The organism is Kocuria sp. KH4, assembly GCF_053711175.1.
Genome location: NZ_JBSJYX010000031.1, coordinates 23,361 through 40,066 on the forward strand (window position 1 = coordinate 23,361; position 16,706 = coordinate 40,066).

General features: G+C 67.8%; 17 protein-coding genes. 16 read left to right on the forward strand and 1 reads right to left on the reverse strand.

The window, feature by feature from the left end; genetic code table 11:
* The first annotated feature begins 7 nt into the window (after positions 1-7).
* From ACWCOM_RS17245 to ACWCOM_RS17320, 16 genes are all read left to right on the forward strand, one after another.
* Positions 8-385, forward strand: a complete 378-nt coding sequence (locus tag ACWCOM_RS17245; protein WP_454549978.1) for a hypothetical protein — start codon at positions 8-10, stop codon at positions 383-385.
* Positions 386-402: 17 nt separating this feature from the next.
* The gene (locus ACWCOM_RS17250) at positions 403-1,443 is read left to right on the forward strand and encodes a major capsid protein (protein WP_454549979.1); all 1,041 of its coding nucleotides are present in this window, start codon (positions 403-405) and stop codon (positions 1,441-1,443) included.
* A 6-nt stretch (positions 1,444-1,449) separates the two neighbouring features.
* Positions 1,450-1,653: a hypothetical protein gene (locus ACWCOM_RS17255; RefSeq protein ID WP_454549980.1), complete on the forward strand. Its 204-nt coding sequence runs from the start codon at positions 1,450-1,452 to the stop codon at positions 1,651-1,653.
* A 56-nt stretch (positions 1,654-1,709) separates the two neighbouring features.
* Entirely contained in the window at positions 1,710-2,126 is a 417-nt protein-coding gene (locus ACWCOM_RS17260; RefSeq protein ID WP_454549981.1) for a Gp19/Gp15/Gp42 family protein, read from the forward strand.
* The gene (locus tag ACWCOM_RS17265; protein ID WP_454549982.1) at positions 2,123-2,461 is read left to right on the forward strand and encodes a hypothetical protein; all 339 of its coding nucleotides are present in this window, start codon (positions 2,123-2,125) and stop codon (positions 2,459-2,461) included. The genes ACWCOM_RS17260 and ACWCOM_RS17265 overlap by 4 nt, the downstream gene beginning before the upstream one ends.
* The gene (locus tag ACWCOM_RS17270) at positions 2,461-2,757 is read left to right on the forward strand and encodes a DUF5403 family protein (protein ID WP_454549983.1); all 297 of its coding nucleotides are present in this window, start codon (positions 2,461-2,463) and stop codon (positions 2,755-2,757) included. The genes ACWCOM_RS17265 and ACWCOM_RS17270 overlap by 1 nt, the downstream gene beginning before the upstream one ends.
* 2 nt (positions 2,758-2,759) lie before the next feature.
* Positions 2,760-3,167 (forward strand): tail completion protein gp17, encoded by a 408-nt coding sequence (gp17, locus tag ACWCOM_RS17275; protein WP_454549984.1) that lies wholly within the window; start codon positions 2,760-2,762, stop codon positions 3,165-3,167.
* Between the two features lie 70 nt (positions 3,168-3,237).
* A complete protein-coding gene (locus ACWCOM_RS17280) occupies positions 3,238-3,816 on the forward strand; it encodes a phage tail tube protein (RefSeq protein WP_454549985.1) in 579 nt (192 codons plus the stop codon).
* Between the two features lie 104 nt (positions 3,817-3,920).
* Entirely contained in the window at positions 3,921-4,331 is a 411-nt protein-coding gene (locus ACWCOM_RS17285; RefSeq protein ID WP_454549986.1) for a hypothetical protein, read from the forward strand.
* A 395-nt stretch (positions 4,332-4,726) separates the two neighbouring features.
* Positions 4,727-9,025 (forward strand): hypothetical protein, encoded by a 4,299-nt coding sequence (locus ACWCOM_RS17290; protein ID WP_454549987.1) that lies wholly within the window; start codon positions 4,727-4,729, stop codon positions 9,023-9,025.
* A 3-nt stretch (positions 9,026-9,028) separates the two neighbouring features.
* Positions 9,029-9,877, forward strand: coding sequence for a hypothetical protein (locus tag ACWCOM_RS17295; protein WP_454549988.1), 849 nt, complete (start codon positions 9,029-9,031; stop codon positions 9,875-9,877).
* 12 nt (positions 9,878-9,889) lie between these two features.
* Positions 9,890-10,795 (forward strand): hypothetical protein, encoded by a 906-nt coding sequence (locus ACWCOM_RS17300; protein WP_454549989.1) that lies wholly within the window; start codon positions 9,890-9,892, stop codon positions 10,793-10,795.
* The gene (locus ACWCOM_RS17305; protein ID WP_454549990.1) at positions 10,792-11,886 is read left to right on the forward strand and encodes a hypothetical protein; all 1,095 of its coding nucleotides are present in this window, start codon (positions 10,792-10,794) and stop codon (positions 11,884-11,886) included. Before ACWCOM_RS17300 ends, ACWCOM_RS17305 begins: the two co-directional genes overlap by 4 nt.
* On the forward strand, positions 11,880-13,073 hold the full coding sequence (locus ACWCOM_RS17310) for a hypothetical protein (protein WP_454549991.1): 1,194 nt from the start codon (positions 11,880-11,882) through the stop codon (positions 13,071-13,073). Before ACWCOM_RS17305 ends, ACWCOM_RS17310 begins: the two co-directional genes overlap by 7 nt.
* An 11-nt stretch (positions 13,074-13,084) precedes the next feature.
* A complete protein-coding gene (locus tag ACWCOM_RS17315; RefSeq protein WP_454549992.1) occupies positions 13,085-13,261 on the forward strand; it encodes a hypothetical protein in 177 nt (58 codons plus the stop codon).
* Between the two features lie 112 nt (positions 13,262-13,373).
* Positions 13,374-15,479, forward strand: coding sequence for a hypothetical protein (locus ACWCOM_RS17320; protein ID WP_454549993.1), 2,106 nt, complete (start codon positions 13,374-13,376; stop codon positions 15,477-15,479).
* Between the two features lie 36 nt (positions 15,480-15,515).
* Here ACWCOM_RS17320 and ACWCOM_RS17325 read toward each other — a convergent pair whose 3' ends face one another.
* On the reverse strand, positions 15,516-16,301 hold the full coding sequence (locus ACWCOM_RS17325; protein ID WP_454549994.1) for an SGNH/GDSL hydrolase family protein: 786 nt from the start codon (positions 16,299-16,301) through the stop codon (positions 15,516-15,518).
* Between the last annotated feature and the right edge of the window lie 405 nt (positions 16,302-16,706).

The window sequence follows — 16,706 nt, forward strand, 5'->3', positions numbered from 1 at the left end:
CCACATTATGCCCCGCCTGACCCGCAAGACTCACGGCTCCGGATCCTTCCGGTGGCTCGCCTCCGACCACTCCATCGCGAACAACCGCACGGAGACCGCCAACGTCGCCGCGTTCCGCGCCGCCCTGCCGGGCAAGGACTACATTCCCTCCGGCTACCCGGTCGCACTCGTGGACGGCCTGGCCGTGCCCTACGACCCCGCCGGAACCGGCGCCGTGGCGGTGCTCGCCGGCCACGTGTTCACCGACCAGTCGATCGCTCACGGCGACGGCAACATCGGCGTCCCGGTCCTGGACCACGGACGGGTGTGGACCTCCGAGGTCCCCCTGGCCGGTTTCACGGCTCCGACGGCCGCCAACGACAAGACGACCATCATCTACCTCTGAGGAAGGGGGACTAGACCATGCCTCTGCTCACCGACATCTACACCCCGCAGGAGCTCACCGGCTACGCCCGCGGCCACTTCGACGCGATCGAGGCCACGAACAACGGGCTTTCGCTCGCTGCGTGGCTGCCCAACCGCACAACCATCGGCTCCACCGTCAAGGTCCGCCGCGAGGAGCACGGCCTCGTGGAGGCCGCCGAGTTCCGCGCCTACGACGCCGAGCCCACCACCGGAGGCGAGGAGTCCGTCGAGGAGTTCACCCTCGAGCTGCCGGCGCTGTCCCGGAACTACCCGATCTCGGAGTACCGCCAACTGGTGGAACAGCAGCGCCTGGACACCGGGCTGGAGCGGGCCGCCGAAAAGTACTCCCGCATCGCCGTGCAGGCGATCGCGGACAAGATCGAGTACATGCGCGGGGTGGTCCTGCAGACCGGTGCTGCGACGATCAACGACCGTAAGTTCAAGACCCGGGATGACTTCGCGCGCGACCCGCGTCTGACCGTCACCGCCGCGGAAAAGTGGACGACCGACACGGTCTCCCGTCTGGACGCACTGCGCACCTGGATCGACGTCTACCGCACCGTGAACAACGGCCAGCGGCCTGGTGCACTGGTGGCCGGTTCGGCCGCGTACTCGGCGCTGCTCCGCGGTGACGAGTTCCAGACCCAGCTGCTCAACGGTGGCGCCCGCCCGGCGACTCCGCAGCAGGTGGAGGACACCCTGGCCGGCTACCGCATCCCACGACCGCTGGAGTACACCCGACAGATCCGGCTCGGCAAGGTCGCCACCCCGGTGGTGGATCCGAACACAATCGTGTTCCTGCCCGCGCCCGGTGATCCGTTCAACGAGGCCGGCACCGAGCTCGGCGGCACCGTGTGGGGCGAAACCCTCACCGGTCGGGCCGTCGACTGGGCGATCCCCGACGACGAGCTCGCCGGCATCGTGTGCGGCCTGTGGCAGAACGACAAGGTCCCGGCCATCGCCGAGGTCATCTCGGACGCCATCGCGCTGCCGCTGCTGGGCAACGCGAACCTGTCCATGGCCATCAAGGTGCTCTGATCGACCATGGCGAAGATCAAGGCCAGCACCCTGCTCCGCAACCCGACCACCGGGGCGGTGGAGTTCCTCAAGGAGGGCTCCACCGCCCCGGCCTGGGCGGTGAAGGCCATTACCAACCCGGATGTCCTCGACCAGCCCAAGCGCACCGCGGCGAAGACCGAGGAAACCGGGGCCGACGGCGAGGACAAGGCCAGCGAGACCAAGACGTGACTTTGGTGCCCGGCCTCGCCGTGGGGCCGGGCACCAGCACCAGGAGGTGAGCCCCGATGGCCAACACACTGCACATCACTGTCGAAGCCGTCACGGAGACGTACGAAGGGGACATCGACCTCGAGGACGAGCAGACCGTGACCTGGCTACAGGGGCAGATCGACAAGGCCGTCAGGGCCTTGCTCGGGGACTGTCCCACATTGCTGCGCCGATGGGCCGCCAAGACCGTAGATCACCTCCTGGTGCAAGACGTCGTCGTGGACGCAGTACTGCGCGTGGTACGCGACGAGGACCCGACGATGAAAGGCGAGTCCGAGTCCGGGTACTCCTACACGAAGAATCCCCTCATGGCTTCCGGAGACATCTGGTTTCCTGACAAGGACCTTCGTCGCATCGGGTGCAAGGCCGTCGAAGGCGGATTCGTGGGCAAAGCCCGCACCAAGCCGAGGCAACCTTGGGGGTGGCCCCTGTGAGCCTCCTGACTAACCCGCGCCACACCGTCATGGTGCAGCTGCGCGAGAGTGTCCAGGATGACGAAGGGGTCGAAGTCCTCCAGCCTATTGGGGAACCGATCCGCGTGCGTTGCAACGTCAAACCCATTGCTGCCGCCGAGGCTGAGGCCTACGGCGTCACAGCGCGCGAGACCTCACGGATCACCGCCCGGGACTGGCCGGGTGACCACCTCTCCCTGGTGACCTACGACGGGCGGGACTGGGACCAGCACGGGGAGCCGCAACGGCACCGCATGTCCTCCCGCACCGCCCACGACGTCGTGATCATCACGGCCAACCACCCCAGGGGGTCCTGATGGCCGAGGTCGACCGCGACGTCGGTGTGATCGTCGCCCGCATGGTCGGTGACTCCGACGCCCTGGACGACGCCGCCGAGGCCTTCCGGGCCGAGGTCATCGACCAGGCGCCGCAACGCACCGGCGACTTCCGTTCCTCCATCAAGGTGGAGCGGGTGCCAGGCCGCTCCGGCGTCACCGACCGGCTGATCTACTCCGACGACCCTGGGGCCCTGTCCATCGAGTACGGCCATGAGGGACCCGACGGCGAATGGGTTGCCGGGCACTTCCCGTTCCACAAGGCACACGGAGGCTGAGCGTGGCACTGCGCATCAACGCCATCGTCCAACGCGCCCTCACCGCGGGCGTGCCGGCAGGCACCTACGTGACATCCACCCCGGACGCGAAGCGCGCCACGCGCAAGCCCTACATCGTCTACTCGGCGATCACCGGGACGCGGCCGGGCAACGGCGACGCCACGCACGGACAGATCTGGACCGTGCCGGTCTCGGTGGTGGCCGCCACGAACAGCGACGCTTCCGAGCTCGCCTGGGCTGTGCACGACGCGCTCGACGCGGCGCCGGCCAACGGCCACCAGGACCCGGGCCCCGGGCGCATCGCCCACATGGACGTCGTCTCGCTCCCGACACGGGCGCGGACCTCCACGGACCCCGCGGAGCACGTCCACCAGTACGACGCCACCTACCGCCTGGTCATCGCGGACTGACCACCTCGTCCGCCCCACCCCATCCGGCCCCGCCATCATCGGGGCCGTCTCTCACTTCTGGAGGTACATCATGGCGCTCGACGCCGGAAAGATCATCATCCCCGGCCGTGGCAACGTCCTCGTGAGCGCGCCCGATGCCGATCCCATCGAACCGGGCCAGTTCCTCATCGGCGTCCCGGCCACCTACGGCACCCTGACCACCCTCGGGCACACCTCGCGCGAGAACACCGTGGCGCTGGAGAAGGACGGCGGCGACGTCACCCAGCTCGGCACCTGGGAGGTCGAGGCCGCGGACACCGCCACGGAGGCCACCTCCTGGACCCTGGGCGTCAATGCGCTGCAGGCCGACCAGAACACCTTCGAGATGGTCTTCCCGGGCGGGGAGTGGGACCCGGTCACCGAGTCCTACGACGTCGGCGACATCGGGTCCGTCGAGAAGTCCGTGCAGGTGATCATGGTGCAGGGCCTCAAGCGCCTGTCCTTCTACTGCCCGCGTGTGTCTCTGTCCGTGGGCGACGCCCCCACCATCGACGTGGAGAACTTCTTCGAGTTCAACCTGCTCGGGCAGATCCTCTCCTCCAACGTCACCGGCAAGCGGTTCCGCTGGTTCGGCACGCGCACCTACGCCGCCCCCGTCGTCACCCCCTGACCGGGGCCCTCTGACCCCGTGCGGGGCGTGGCGTGAGCCCCACGCCCCGCACGGCCAGCTCACCTTTCACCGGCTCACACACCCCAAATCTGGAGGCTCACACCATGCCCACGAACACCCCCACCAAGGCGGCCGCGGCGAAGGCCGGCGCCCGCACCCCCACCGATCGCAAGGACTCCGTGGAGACCAAGCAGAAGCGCCTGGAGGAGTACGAGGGCGCGAAGTTGCTCAAGCCTCTGTCGAAGGTCCCCGTGTGGGACCAGCTCGACCTACAGGCCTACCTGCTCGAGGCCCTCGGTGATGCCCGTGGCCTGGACGACACCGAGGAGATCGACGCCAGCCACCTCGACCCGAAGCTGCTTCCGAAGCTGGGCGGGGTGGTCAAGCACGTGGCGGATCACTTCACCGCCGACGGCAAGCAGGAGGAGTTCGTGGAGTTCGTCTCCGGCGCCGGCGCGATGAACCGGGCCCTGGACCTCGTCATGGCCTACGTGGGCGAGATGGGGGAAGGCTAGCGCTCCGGAAGTACCTGGACGAGGAGCCGGACCTCGTCGCTGACCTCACGGCCCTGTACTGCTTCGACCCCTACGGGGCGCTGCGTGAGGACCACAGCGACGGGGTCCTGCGCCTCCAGGCACTACTGGAGCGCATCCCCTACGAGGCCCGCTCCCTGTGGCGGGCCAAGCAACAGGGCAGCACCGAGTACTTCGGCTGGGACGCCCTGGAGTACGCCCTGCAGAACGTCGACGACCGCCTACAGGGACTGCACAACATGATGGCCGTCCAAGGATCCAAGAAGCGGCCCCGCGCGATCGTGCCCGCCTACCGGCCCTCCACCACCGACCAGCAGGCCACGGACCTCGAGGACTTCGACTTCTCGGGCATCGAGTAGCGAAGGAGACCGCATCCGATGGAGGCCAAGGAAGTCGGACGCCTCGGCGTCCGAGCACTGCCGGACACCACCGGTTTCCGGGAGCAGCTGCTGTCCAAGCTCCGCGGCATGGAGAAGAGGCTGCAGGTCAAGGTCCGCGCGGTGCTCGACGACTCCGGGATCGCCAAGGACGTAGCCCGCACGGTCAAGTCCGTCGAGAAGACGGCCAAGGTCACCGTGCAGGCCGTGCTCGACGACGACGGCATCCTGGCCGGCGCCCGCCGCGCCTCCGAGAAGGCCCAGGAGACGGCCCGCCGCAACCCGGTGCAGGTGCCGGTCGTGTCTGAGATGGACAAGGCCTTCCGCTCCCGCATCTCCTCCGACGTCCGCAAGGCCGTCTCCGGGGTCGAGGCGCTCATCCCCGCCACCGTCGAGGGTGAGCGCCTCCGCTCCGAGATCGCCGACCAGGTCCAGCGCATCCAGGACCAGGTCAAGGCCGAGATCCCCGTCGAGCCGGAGAAGGCCGCGGAGTTCCGCGCCAAGATCGCCAAGATGGTCGCCGACGTCGAGGACCGCGCCGCCAAGATCCGCGTCGACGCCGAGACCGCCGCCGCCAAGCAGCGCCTCGAGGACCTCGCCGACGAGGCGGAGAAGCGCGAGATCCACCTGCCGGTCAACGTGGACGCCGCCCTGGCCGCCGCCCGGATCGCAGCCCTGACCCGTGACCGACTGGTCACCATCCGCACTCGCCTCGAGGGATCCTCCTTCGCGGCCACGGCCGGCGCCCTCGCCGGGCTCTCCGGCGCCCGGATCCTCGGGGACCTCGGCTCCTCCGTCCGACAGCTCGTCACGAACCTCGACCGGTCCGTGCCCTCCATCGCCGGACTCACCACCGCCATCACCGCCCTGTCGGCGGCCGCGCTCGCCGGCGTCTCGAACCTGGTGGCCCTTGGCGGCTCGCTGGCCGCAATCGTCCCGGCCGCCCTGGCCCTACCCGGCATCCTGGCCGGCTTCGCGGTGGGCACCGGTGTGCTCATCGCCGCGCTCGTGGACATCAAGGACGTCCTCGGCGATCTCGGCCCGGCCTTCTCGGCGCTGCAGGACTCGATCAGCACCGCCTTCTGGGCACGGGCCGCCCAGCCCATCCGCGACCTGGCCAACGGTGTCCTGCCCATCCTGCAGGACAAGCTCACCGGGATTTCTCACGAGCTCGGGGTCATGGCCGCGGCCATCGCCAACACCATCAACACCCCGCTCGGCCGCGGGCAGCTGGGCGCCCAGCTCGAGTACCTGCGCGAGTCGATCGACATCGCCGGTGAGGGCGCCTCCTACCTGACCACCGCGCTGATGACCCTCGGCCTCGCCGGGGCGTCCTACCTGCCGCGCCTGGCGTCCTGGTTTAACCAGATCTCCGAGCGGTTCGACTCCTTCGTGCAAGGGTCGGCCGCCAACGGCGACCTGTTCCGCTGGATCGACGCCGGCATCCGTAATCTCCAGGACCTCGGCCGGGTCATCTACCACACCAGCGGGATCCTCGGCGGCCTCGCCCGCGCGGCGTCGGCCGCCGGCGGAGCGTCCCTCGGTGCCCTGGCCGACGGGCTGGCCCGCGTCAGCGCCGCGGTCAACGGCCCCGTCTGGCAGGGCGCGCTCACCACGGTCTTCACCGGGGCGCACGCGGCCATGTCCGTCATGGCCCCCGGAGTGCGCGCCCTCGGTGACGCGTTCCTGTCTCTGGCCAACACCCTGTCCTACGTCATGATCGCCTCCGGGCAGGCGGCCTCCTCCCTGCTCCAGGGACTCGGCGCCGCCCTGTCCAGCCCGGTCTTCCAGCAGGGCGCCCGTGACCTGTTCACCGGCATCATGAACGGGGTCCGGGCCCTGCAGCCCGCCTTCCCCGCTCTCGGGGCCGCGGCGGGCTCGCTCATGTCCGTGCTGGGGACCCTGGCGGCCACCATCGGGCCCGTGCTCGGCGCCGCGATCCAGGCACTCGCGCCGGCCTTCATCTCGCTGATGGCCGCCGTGCAGCCGATCATCCCGGTGCTCGGCGCCGCCCTGATCTCCGTCGTGCAGACGCTCGCCCCGATCCTGGTGTCCGCGGCCAACGGGGTGCAGTCCTTCGCCACCCAGTTCCCGGGCCTGTCGGCCGTGCTGGTCGTCGTCGGTGCCGCGCTGGCGGCCATGGTTCCAGTCGTCATCTCCCTGCTCAGCACCCTGGCCACGATCGCTCCGGTGATCGCCGCTGTGGCCACCTCCTTCACCACCGGTGGGGCCGCGGCAACGGCGCTGTCCACGGTGATGGGGGTGCTCGGCACCGCGGTCCGGCTGCTGCTGGGCCCGTGGGGTCTGCTCGCCGCGGCGTTCGTCGCCGCAGTGGCCTCCTCGGCGCCGCTGCGCGAGCAGCTGATGACCCTGGGCACGACCCTGTGGGAGCTTGCAACGACGGTCGGCACCGCACTGATGCCGATCTTCCAGCAGCTCACTACCGCGGTGATGCCCGCTCTCGTCGCCGTGTTCCAGGCGATCGTGCCCGTGATCACCGTGGCCGCGCAGATCCTGCTGCAGCTGGCCACGATGATCATGTCGGTCCTCACTCCGGCCTTGCAGTTGCTGCTGCCGGCGGTCGAGGGGGCCTTCAACGGCGCGGCGGCCGTGATCACTGGGGCGCTGACCATCATCACCGGGCTGCTGCAGGGATTCCTCCTGCTGCTGCAGGGCAACTGGTCCGGTGCCTGGGCCGCCGTGCGTGACTCGCTGTCACAGGCATGGTCGTCGATGACCTCGATCGTCTCGGGCCAGGTCGCCGCGGTCTCCTCCGTGATCGTCTCCACCCTGGCCACGATTGTGAGCGCCTGGTCCGCGGGATGGTCGACGGTCGTCAGCGCGGTCTCCGCCGCGCTGGCCGCGGTGGTCAGCTTCGTGGCCTCCGGCATCGCCTCCGTGCAGGCCGCCTGGTCGGCGGGGATGGCCACGGTGCAGTCGCTCGCCGCCTCCGCGTGGGCGGCGGTCACCTCGATCGTGACTTCGGCCATGGCCTCGCTGGTCGCCGCTGTTGTTTCCGGAGCGAGCAACGTCGTCTCTCAGTTCCAGGCCATGGGGGCCAACGCCGTCGCGGCCGTCTCCGGCTTTATCGGTCAGATGACCTCAGTCGGCTCCCAAATGATCGCGGGACTGATTAGCGGCATCACCTCGATGGCTGGCAACGTGGCATCTGCTGCTCGCTCCGTCGTGCAGGGGGCAGTAAACGCCGCCCGGGCGGCCCTCGATATCAACTCACCCTCGCGGGTGTTCATGAAGATCGGTAACTACACCGTCGCCGGTCTCGTGAAGGGCCTGACCGGGTCACAGTCCAAGGCCGAGAAGGCCGCCGGCGACCTGGCCAAGGCCATCCACCAGCAGTACAAGAAGAAGTGGCCCGACGCGAAGCAGTTCCAGCAGATCGTCGGGGTGACGCGCGAGCAGGGCGCCAACAACTTCCTGCGCAACCACGTCACCCGCGAGATCGGAATCCTGGAGAACTACGCCAAGCGCCGGGACCAGCTCACTGACCGCCTGAAGGCCTCACAGAAGAAGCTCGAAGAGGTCATCAAGGAACGGAACAAGTACCGCGACTCCCTGGCCGACACCCTGGCCGGAGGATTCAGCCTCTCGGCCGCGGCCAACGGCGAGATCGGCCTCGAGCGGATCACTGCCTCCGCCCAGGACGCCCTCGCCCAGATCCGCACCCTGCGCTCGCAGATCTCCCAGCTCGGGAAGCTCGGCGTGCCCAAGGGGCTGATCGACGAGATCGCGCAGCTGGGTGGGGAACGGGGATCGCTGGTCGCTGAGCAGCTGCTCAAGGGACCGCGCTCCCAGCTCAAGGAGCTCTCGCGCACGTACACGGCGATCCAGTCCGAGTCGGCCAAGACGGCCGGAACGGTGGCCGATCAGATGTACGGGGTCGGGGTGGACGCGGCCCGCGGGCTGACGCGCGGCATCCAGTCGCAGCTGACGGCCGTGGACCGGGCGTCGAAGACCCTCGCCGACCGGCTGGTGAAGAAGGTCCGCACCTACCTCGGGATCCACTCCCCCTCGCGCGTGTTCATGCGCATCGGGGAGCAGACCGGGGAGGGCATGGTCATCGGCCTGGACCACAAGGTCCGCGCCGTGCAGGCATCCATGGCCGCCATGGTCGCCCCGCCGGCCCCGGTCGCCCCGGAGCGGGACCGGGGCGGACGGTTCGGGGCAGCCGGGTTGCCCCCGGTTCACCTGACGGTGCCGGCGCGCGAGGGCGAGGACCCATCGCACGTGGGCCGCCGCGCTGGTGAGGCCTTCGCATTCGAGCTCGGAAAGTGGGTGTGACGCATGGCGTGGACCGCGACGCTGACATCAGCTGATGGCTACACGGCACGGTTCAGCACCCGCGAGCCGAGCGAGTACCCCCGGCTGCATCTGATGGATGTGGTCGGGTGGTACGGCGGGGTCGGGGTGAAGGGCGAGGGGGACCAGCGGATGGGACATGGGCTGTTCGCTGAGCCCACAGAACGCACGGGCCGCGCCCTCACGCTGATGGCTGTGGCCAAGTACGACGGGCCGCGGATGCGCACGGTGCTCGAGCGTGCCCTGTCGGGGCTGCTGTGGGACGGTCAGCTCGGGACGCTCACGGTGGACACCGGCACCCTGGAGCTGTCCTGCCAGGTGCGCCTGGACGGGGAGATCGGGATCTCCCGCCGCGGGGTCGATGCCCTGGACGTGCAGATCCCGCTGCTGGCGCCCTCCCCGTTCCTGCACAGCCCCGTCCGGGTGCAGCAGCTCTTCCCGGCCGGCACCGGTGTGGGCCTGGTCTGGCCGCTGTTCGGCAACGGGGTCATGGACTTCGGCGACCACGCGTCCGGGTCCATGCTGACCATCGAGAACCGGGGCAACGCCAAGGCGTGGCCCCGGTTCGTGGTCCGGGGCACCTGGCCGTCGGGCTTCACCCTCACCAACGGGCGCGACGTCGTGGAGTACCGCTCCCCCGTCTTCTCGCAGAGCCCCGCCGTGGTGGACATGAAGAGCGGGTCGATCAGCGTGGGCGGCAACGACATGACCCATGCGGCAACGAGGCGCGGCTGGTTCGGCATCGACCCGGGAGCGGTGATCGCCCCGCGCGCCTCATCGGCCCAGCAGGGCGCCGGGTGGATCGAGGTCCACACCGCAGACACCTACATCTAGGAGGACAGCACCATGGCCACAGGACTGGGAGTCCCCCACGTCGTCACCCCGCAGGGCCCCGTCGGGACCACCCCGGAGGACATGCAGCGGATCATCGCCGCGGAGTACAGCACCGCCGGGATCATCGACGGGTGCGACGTCTCCGGCACCGCGACCATGGAGTACCGGGTCTCGGCCGGGGCGGTGGTGCTGTCCACGGGCACGGACATGGCGATCAAGATCCCGGTCGTGGCGACCACCCTGCCGGCGGCCGCCGCGCCCGCGACCGGCACCCGCACTGACCTGATCTACGTCCGCCAGCTCTTCCCCACCGAGGCATCTCCGGACAACACCGCTTTCGTCGGGGTGACCTCGGGGGCGCTGCCGGCGAACTCGGTGCTGCTGGACCAGCGTGTGGTCCCGGCCGGGGCGACAGCGACGACGGCGACCACCTCGGTGGCCAACCGGAAGTTCGCCCGCCCGGTCGGCGGGTCCCTCGGCCGCCTGCACCTTGCCGTCGACACGGGCGGGACCGTCTTCCGGCCGACCAGCAAGGTCACCCGCGGGGCCGGGCGGATGTACGTCCCGACGGACCGCGACGTCGAGCTGACGATGATCTCCACGGTCGCCATGTGCGACGCCGAGGGCCGGACCCCGGACCAGTACTGGTTCTCCTCGGTGCTCTACAAGTTCTACGTCGACAATCAGCTGGTCCGCTCTTGGGAGCGGAGCATCTCCCGGCTGTGGGACAGCCACCAGTACTCGTTCATCCACGCCATGTCCGAGGGCGAGCACACCGTGCACTACACCGTCGAAGGGCAGTGGTTCCCCGCTGATGCGAACCCGATCTACAAGTACTGGACGGTGCGTCACGGCGGCACCGACAAGTTCTCCGGGGACGACTTCCGGGTCTACGACCGAGGAGTGATTACCTGGTGAGCTGGAAGGTCTACCTCGCCGAGACCACCACCGGCCAGGCCGGCCGCTCCCTCGACGCGGTGTCCTTCGCCTGGGCGGACGAGCTCAACGGCACCGGCGGCGGCACCTGCGTCGTCAAGAAATCCGACCTCACCGGGCTCGCGCGCACCCAGTTCGCCCCGTGGTGGGCGTGCCTGGTGCTGTGCCACGTCGACGCAGACGGCAACGAGCACCCCTGGGTCGGCGGACCGATCACCGGCTGGCCGACCGAGGACCGGACGAGGGCGACGTTCTCCTGGTCGGGGATGCGCAAGATGCTCGAGCGGCGCACCGTGGAGAAGGACCTGAGCTACTCGGCCACCACCTTCGGGCAGATCATGTGGGAGCTGATCCAGCACGGCATGGCCAAGCCCAACGGGCGGCTGCCCATCGTCCACGGCGTCCCCACCGAGACCGGCGCCCAGGAGCGGTCCTACAGCTCCTGGGACCTGGCCAACAACACGATCGATCAGCGCCTCGACGAGCTCGCCACAGTCCTCGACGGACCCGACATGATGCTCCGCCCCCGCTGGGCCGACCCCGAACACACCCGCTTCGAGTGGGCCCTGCTCCACGGCACCACCACCCAGCCCACCATCGCCCAAGACTGGACCCCGGACTGGGACACCACCCCCGCCGAGTCCGACGTCGCCGACGTCACCGTCACCGCCGACTCCTCCCAGATCACCGACCGTGTCTGGGCCACCGGATCAGGCCAAGGCGCCGGCACCGTCATCGCCAAGGCCGAGGACCTCGCCGCCGTCCAAGACGGGCGACCCTTCCTCGAGTCAGTCATCTCCGACACCAGCCAAAACCGCATCGCCCCCCTCGCCGAGAAAGCCGCCGGCCACCTCAAAGCCCACCGCGTGGCCACCGACCAAGTCAGCATCACCGTGCGCGCCGACTCCACCAAGAACCCCCTCGGCAAATGGCACGTCGGCGACGCCGCCTACATCACCCTCGGATCCGACTGGCTCAACATCCCCGTGGGCACCTACCTCATGCGCATCATCAAGGCCTCCGGCGACCTCAGCGAGACCGTCACCCTCGAGCTGCAGGAGGATCAGTGGTAGAACGCCGCACCCTCACCACAGCCCCACCGGTCACCACCGGCGCCGACGCCGCCGCAGCGCTCGCCGCGGAGAGCTCGATCAAGCGCCTCGTGCGGGAGGCGCTGAAAACGGACACCACCCCGCACGGGGTGAAGGTCGCCGCCGAGGGTGAAGGCACCGCTTACGCCATGCCCGACGGCACTCATCTGCTCCTCGACGGGATGAAGGCCGCCCAGTGGGACGCAGAGATCGCCGGCGCCCGCCGGGCGGTGGAGGACGCGCGCCTAGTAGTGGAAGAGGCTCAGACCTCGCTAAACGCCACGGAGCAGCGCCTGGCCACCATGGACCAGGACATCGTCGAGATCCGTGGTGGCGACATCGACGTGCCGGGCACGCTCGCGGCGAAGGTCGTTGAGGCGATGGATATCGAGACGAAGCGGCTGGTCGTGACTGAGGACGCGATCCTCAACCAGGTCACCGCGATCGAAAGCATCGTGACTCCCACGCTCGTGGCCAATCGGATTGTCCTCGGGGACCTAGGTCACGACCTGATGCAGAACGCCGCGCTCACCGTCGTCGGGCCGACCGGACGGGTCGAGCTTTCCGGTGCGGGATATCAAGCCTGGAATGCCCAGGGCCAACTCACCGTGAAGTTGTCCGGCGCGAACAACCTGATCACGGGCGACCTCCAGACGGCAGCCGCCGGCACGAGGGCGCTGATCAGCACCCGTGACCAGAAGTCCGCCATGGACTTCTTCGTTGGTGATGGGGCCGACCACGGAGGAATCTGGTACGACGGCGGAGCTGTCAGGACCCTTACCGTGGGCGTCATGCCAGACGGCGGCTTCAACGCGAACACATCCGCATCCATGCGCTTCGTGCTCGACCAAAAGCTGCTGCAGGTCAACGCAATCATGGGCACTTCCAATCGGCAGCAGCACGGCTACTACACCTGGGCCGCACCAGGGATCCCCGCGAACGGCTCCTCAGCCGAAGTGACGATCCCCTTCCCCCAGGTGATGAGCGATGCCGGCCAGATCTACATCCACTTCCAGCCGGAGGCGCCCTCCGGCGCGCGGATGACCGTCACCCAGACGTACACCAGTCCGACCGAGATCCGCTTCATCCTGCACAACCACTCGAACTTCGCCACCGGTCGGATGTGGCTTTGGTGGACTGCGATCACCCGCAGCCGCTGGTGGGCCTAATAGGAGAACCCATGAAACCCCTGACTCTCGACCAACTGGCGGCAAAGGTTCTCTATCTCGAACAGGAGAACGCGCTGCTACGTGCCGAGTCGTTGGACCTGAAAGTACGAGCCGGCCTGATCCGCCTATCGGATGCCACCGCTGACTCAGCCCCGCAGGGACCGCAGGATGGCCTTGACGATGGCTGACTACTTCGAAGAATCCCGGCAAGCAGAATCAACCAAACCGAGCGTCCAGCCGACCGGCATGACTACCACGGCAACGGCCCTTGCGGCCCCGTCCACAGAAGGATCTACTCTCATGGCATATCCTCCCGGCGTCTCACTGGCCACCATCACCATCGGGGCTGGCCGTACCATGTTCGGCACTCCACCCAAGCTCATCAGTGCAACCGTCACCCCAATCTTCAAGGGCACCCCTCATGTCGTGCACGCCGCCTCCGGGTGGGCGTTCTACCCCACGCCCCAGACCTTCCGTGTGGAGAACGGCGAGGAGCTCACTTTCGAACTCCCGCATGTCAACGCCATTGGGTGGCGTGACACCGCAGGCAACGAGTTCCCCGCTCTGCTTGAAACCGGTGTACGCGATAAGGGCTGGGCCTACCACGTCAAGTTCACGGTGGTCGGAGGATCGGGACAAGACGCGGTTCCGCACCGCTACGAGAAGGTCTTCCAGCCCCTTGTCGGGCAAGTCGGTCCCATCGACGTTGACCTCGTTCCCGATGGACAGATTGGTGAGCCCGTGTCTGCGCCGGCACCAGCTGTCCTGTCCATCGCCGGACTCACCGGCGCAGTGACCGAGGAGCAGCTGCAGGCACTTGGGTTCGGTGGGGCGTCTGACGGCGAGATCGCCGACCTCCTCCAGGATCCTGCCACTTCCACTGGGGCCGCCATCGTCGCGACAATCGGCACGGCCACCGCCGACAAACTGGATGCGGCGGCGGCAGCCCAGACTTATTCCGCGCACTACGGCAACCTGATTCTCGGCGACGGGGACTCGATCACGCAGGCATCGGTGGACACCCCGGCCCGGATCTTCACGGACTCCTGGTACACGTACATGACCGCCTTGTCGGACGGGCGCCTGCCGTATGTACGGAACTCCGGGCACGGCGGGTGGACATCGTCGCAGCTGCTTGAGGTGCTTGACGCTGAGGTGATTTCTCAGCTCCCCAAGGGCGGGCAGGTCGTTTGGGCGGCGGGTCGTAACGACTCCATGAACATCGACCTCACTCGGGCCGCTGATCTGGAGCTCGTGGAGCGTGTCCGGGCGGCGGGGTTGAAGCCGATTATCACCACGATTCCGCCAGTAGGGATGGCTGCGATGCCGACCCCGGGGGCGCCGACTGTGGTTGCATCCGAGGCTGGTGGCACTCTTGCGGCGGGCAGTTACGAGTACCGGGTCGTGGCGAAGAACGCCCGTGGCGTGACCCTGCCGTCCGTGGGGACCTCAGCGACGATCACCGGGTCCACGGGGTCCGTGGTCGTCACGTGGCCTTACCAGCCCGGGGCGACCGGGTGGGACGTGTACCGCAATGGGGCGAGGGTCGGGCAGACCACCCAGCATTACGCCGTTTCGTTCACGGACACGGGGCAGGCAGCCTCCGGTGCGGTGCCGACGTCGAACACCACCGCGTTCGCGGCGACCGCCCCTGACATCCTGCACACCGCCCAGGTCAACGCCTGGCGGAAGCGCCTCGGAGCCCGTAAGGGCATTACCGTCATCGACTTCTACGACGTGCTGGCAGACCCGACCACGGGTGCGTTCAAGCCGGGCCTGTCCACGGACGGTGTGCACCCCTCCCCGGTGGGGCAGCGCATCATGGGCACGGAAGCGTGGCGGTCCCTGTCGCCGCGGGTGGAGAACGCCCGCGGGTACATCGCGGAGTCCCAGGCGGACCCGCTGAACATCTACAACAACGGACTGTTTCTCACCGGCGGTGGCAACCCCATCGACCGCCCGAACGGGTGGGCGTCCCCGGACATCACCAACGGGAACTACACCACGACACTGGCCCCGAAGGCTGAGTTTAAGGGCAACGCCTGGACCGTGACCCGGGCGAAGGCTTCAGCCCCTGCCTATCAGGGGGCGTTCGTCTTCAATACGGGTATCAAGGCTGGGGACGTCATCCAGTTCGCGTGCAAGTACCAGCGTGACGGCGAAGCCACGGGCCTGATTTCCGAGATCGGGGTGCGGTTTGAGGGCATCACCCCGCAGGTTCACCTAGGGTTCTGGCGGTGGGTCGGAGACATCTCCGAGCCGTCCCGCCTAGTGTCCCCCGAGGTTGCCGTCCCGGCGGGTGCGACGGGGCTGCGGCTCATCAACGCAATCTATGGCGGCACTGGAGCTGTGACCATCGGGCAGCTCACGGTCACGAACCTGACCACCGGCAAGATCCTCGCCTGACGACGGTAGGTGGTGCCCGCTCTGCGCGGATACCACCTACCGCAGCAAAGGCCCCAGGTGCTCGGCGAACTTTTCCGCCATGTAGGTATGGCCCTGATCATCCGGGTGCACGTCATCGTCACCAATGAGCTCCGGGGCGTCCTCGAACCACCGCTCCTCCCACGGATCAATCCACACGGCACCGGCCCTTTCGGCCTCTTCCTCCAGTGCATCGATCATCGCATTCGGATCCTGGTCACGAGATTCTGCGTCCGTCCAAACAGGACCCGAGACCACAAGGGTCGCGTCTGGGTAGTCCCTCGTGGTCTTGGCATAGGCAGCGGCCGCGGCCTCCCGAACATCTTTGACGGGATGGTTGAGGTCATTGGTGCTGCCGAAGAACATGATGACGTCGGTGCCGGCGCTGACGGTGTCATCAATGACGTCGATGAAGGTATTGCCGTTGGGCCCACGGTTCACATAGCCGGAGCCGCCAAGACCAGTCTTGATACCGACGACCTCGATGTCCTCGGTCATGGTCAATAGAGCTGCTTTGGGAACCCAGTTCCGAGAGTTGACCCCACCTTGCCCGCTGCCCCCAGTGAAGGAATCTCCGATTACAGCGAACGACTTCTCCTCCGGCATGTCCATCGGGGGGAGGGTGTAGTTGACGGTGGCTTCACTAACAGAGGCCGCTGCCCGCTGGTTCTGCAGAGCGAGGGCTCCTCCGCCGGCCACAAGAGCGGCACAAAGTCCGAGGATCGACCAGTTCACGAGCTTGTTGCTCTCATGCATGAAGGTCTTGCGGCGGCGGCGCGATACAGGGCGAGGGGTGTGTTGCATAAGCGAAATCCTACTGGCCGGTGTCCATGTGAGGGGCTACATGACACGGCCAGAGGTCACCGGAGTGAAGCTTGCGGGCGTCATCTATGCGACTGAAGCCAAGCCAACACAGTACTTGCTCGGACGATGACTAGCATCATTTGCATGAGTTACAGCTTGGCCACCTCCCCCCAAAAAACAGGACCAGCGAACCGGATTGATTGGATGGACACACTACGTGGCCTGTCTATCGTGCTGGTCATCGTGAACCACTCCCTGGAGCTCGCCTACGACCACGAGCTAAGACCTGGTCTCAAAACCGTGCCGCAGATGCAGACTCGTTGAGGCTGTCTTGGAGGTCCCCGTTCTGGATTGCGTCCGTCGAATCGGGCGGGCAGCGGGTGGCGACAAGCCGGGCGGACCTTG

Coding starts and splice junctions, on each gene's coding strand:
- ACWCOM_RS17300 (WP_454549989.1), top strand. CDS start 9,890: ATGGCCACAGGACTGGGAGTCCCCCACGTCGTCACCCCGCAGGGCCCC.
- ACWCOM_RS17315 (WP_454549992.1), top strand. CDS start 13,085: ATGAAACCCCTGACTCTCGACCAACTGGCGGCAAAGGTTCTCTATCTC.
- ACWCOM_RS17290 (WP_454549987.1), top strand. CDS start 4,727: ATGGAGGCCAAGGAAGTCGGACGCCTCGGCGTCCGAGCACTGCCGGAC.
- ACWCOM_RS17325 (WP_454549994.1), bottom strand. CDS start 16,301: ATGCAACACACCCCTCGCCCTGTATCGCGCCGCCGCCGCAAGACCTTC.
- ACWCOM_RS17250 (WP_454549979.1), top strand. CDS start 403: ATGCCTCTGCTCACCGACATCTACACCCCGCAGGAGCTCACCGGCTAC.
- ACWCOM_RS17285 (WP_454549986.1), top strand. CDS start 3,921: ATGCCCACGAACACCCCCACCAAGGCGGCCGCGGCGAAGGCCGGCGCC.
- ACWCOM_RS17255 (WP_454549980.1), top strand. CDS start 1,450: ATGGCGAAGATCAAGGCCAGCACCCTGCTCCGCAACCCGACCACCGGG.
- ACWCOM_RS17260 (WP_454549981.1), top strand. CDS start 1,710: ATGGCCAACACACTGCACATCACTGTCGAAGCCGTCACGGAGACGTAC.
- ACWCOM_RS17295 (WP_454549988.1), top strand. CDS start 9,029: ATGGCGTGGACCGCGACGCTGACATCAGCTGATGGCTACACGGCACGG.
- ACWCOM_RS17245 (WP_454549978.1), top strand. CDS start 8: ATGCCCCGCCTGACCCGCAAGACTCACGGCTCCGGATCCTTCCGGTGG.
- ACWCOM_RS17270 (WP_454549983.1), top strand. CDS start 2,461: ATGGCCGAGGTCGACCGCGACGTCGGTGTGATCGTCGCCCGCATGGTC.
- ACWCOM_RS17280 (WP_454549985.1), top strand. CDS start 3,238: ATGGCGCTCGACGCCGGAAAGATCATCATCCCCGGCCGTGGCAACGTC.
- ACWCOM_RS17320 (WP_454549993.1), top strand. CDS start 13,374: ATGGCATATCCTCCCGGCGTCTCACTGGCCACCATCACCATCGGGGCT.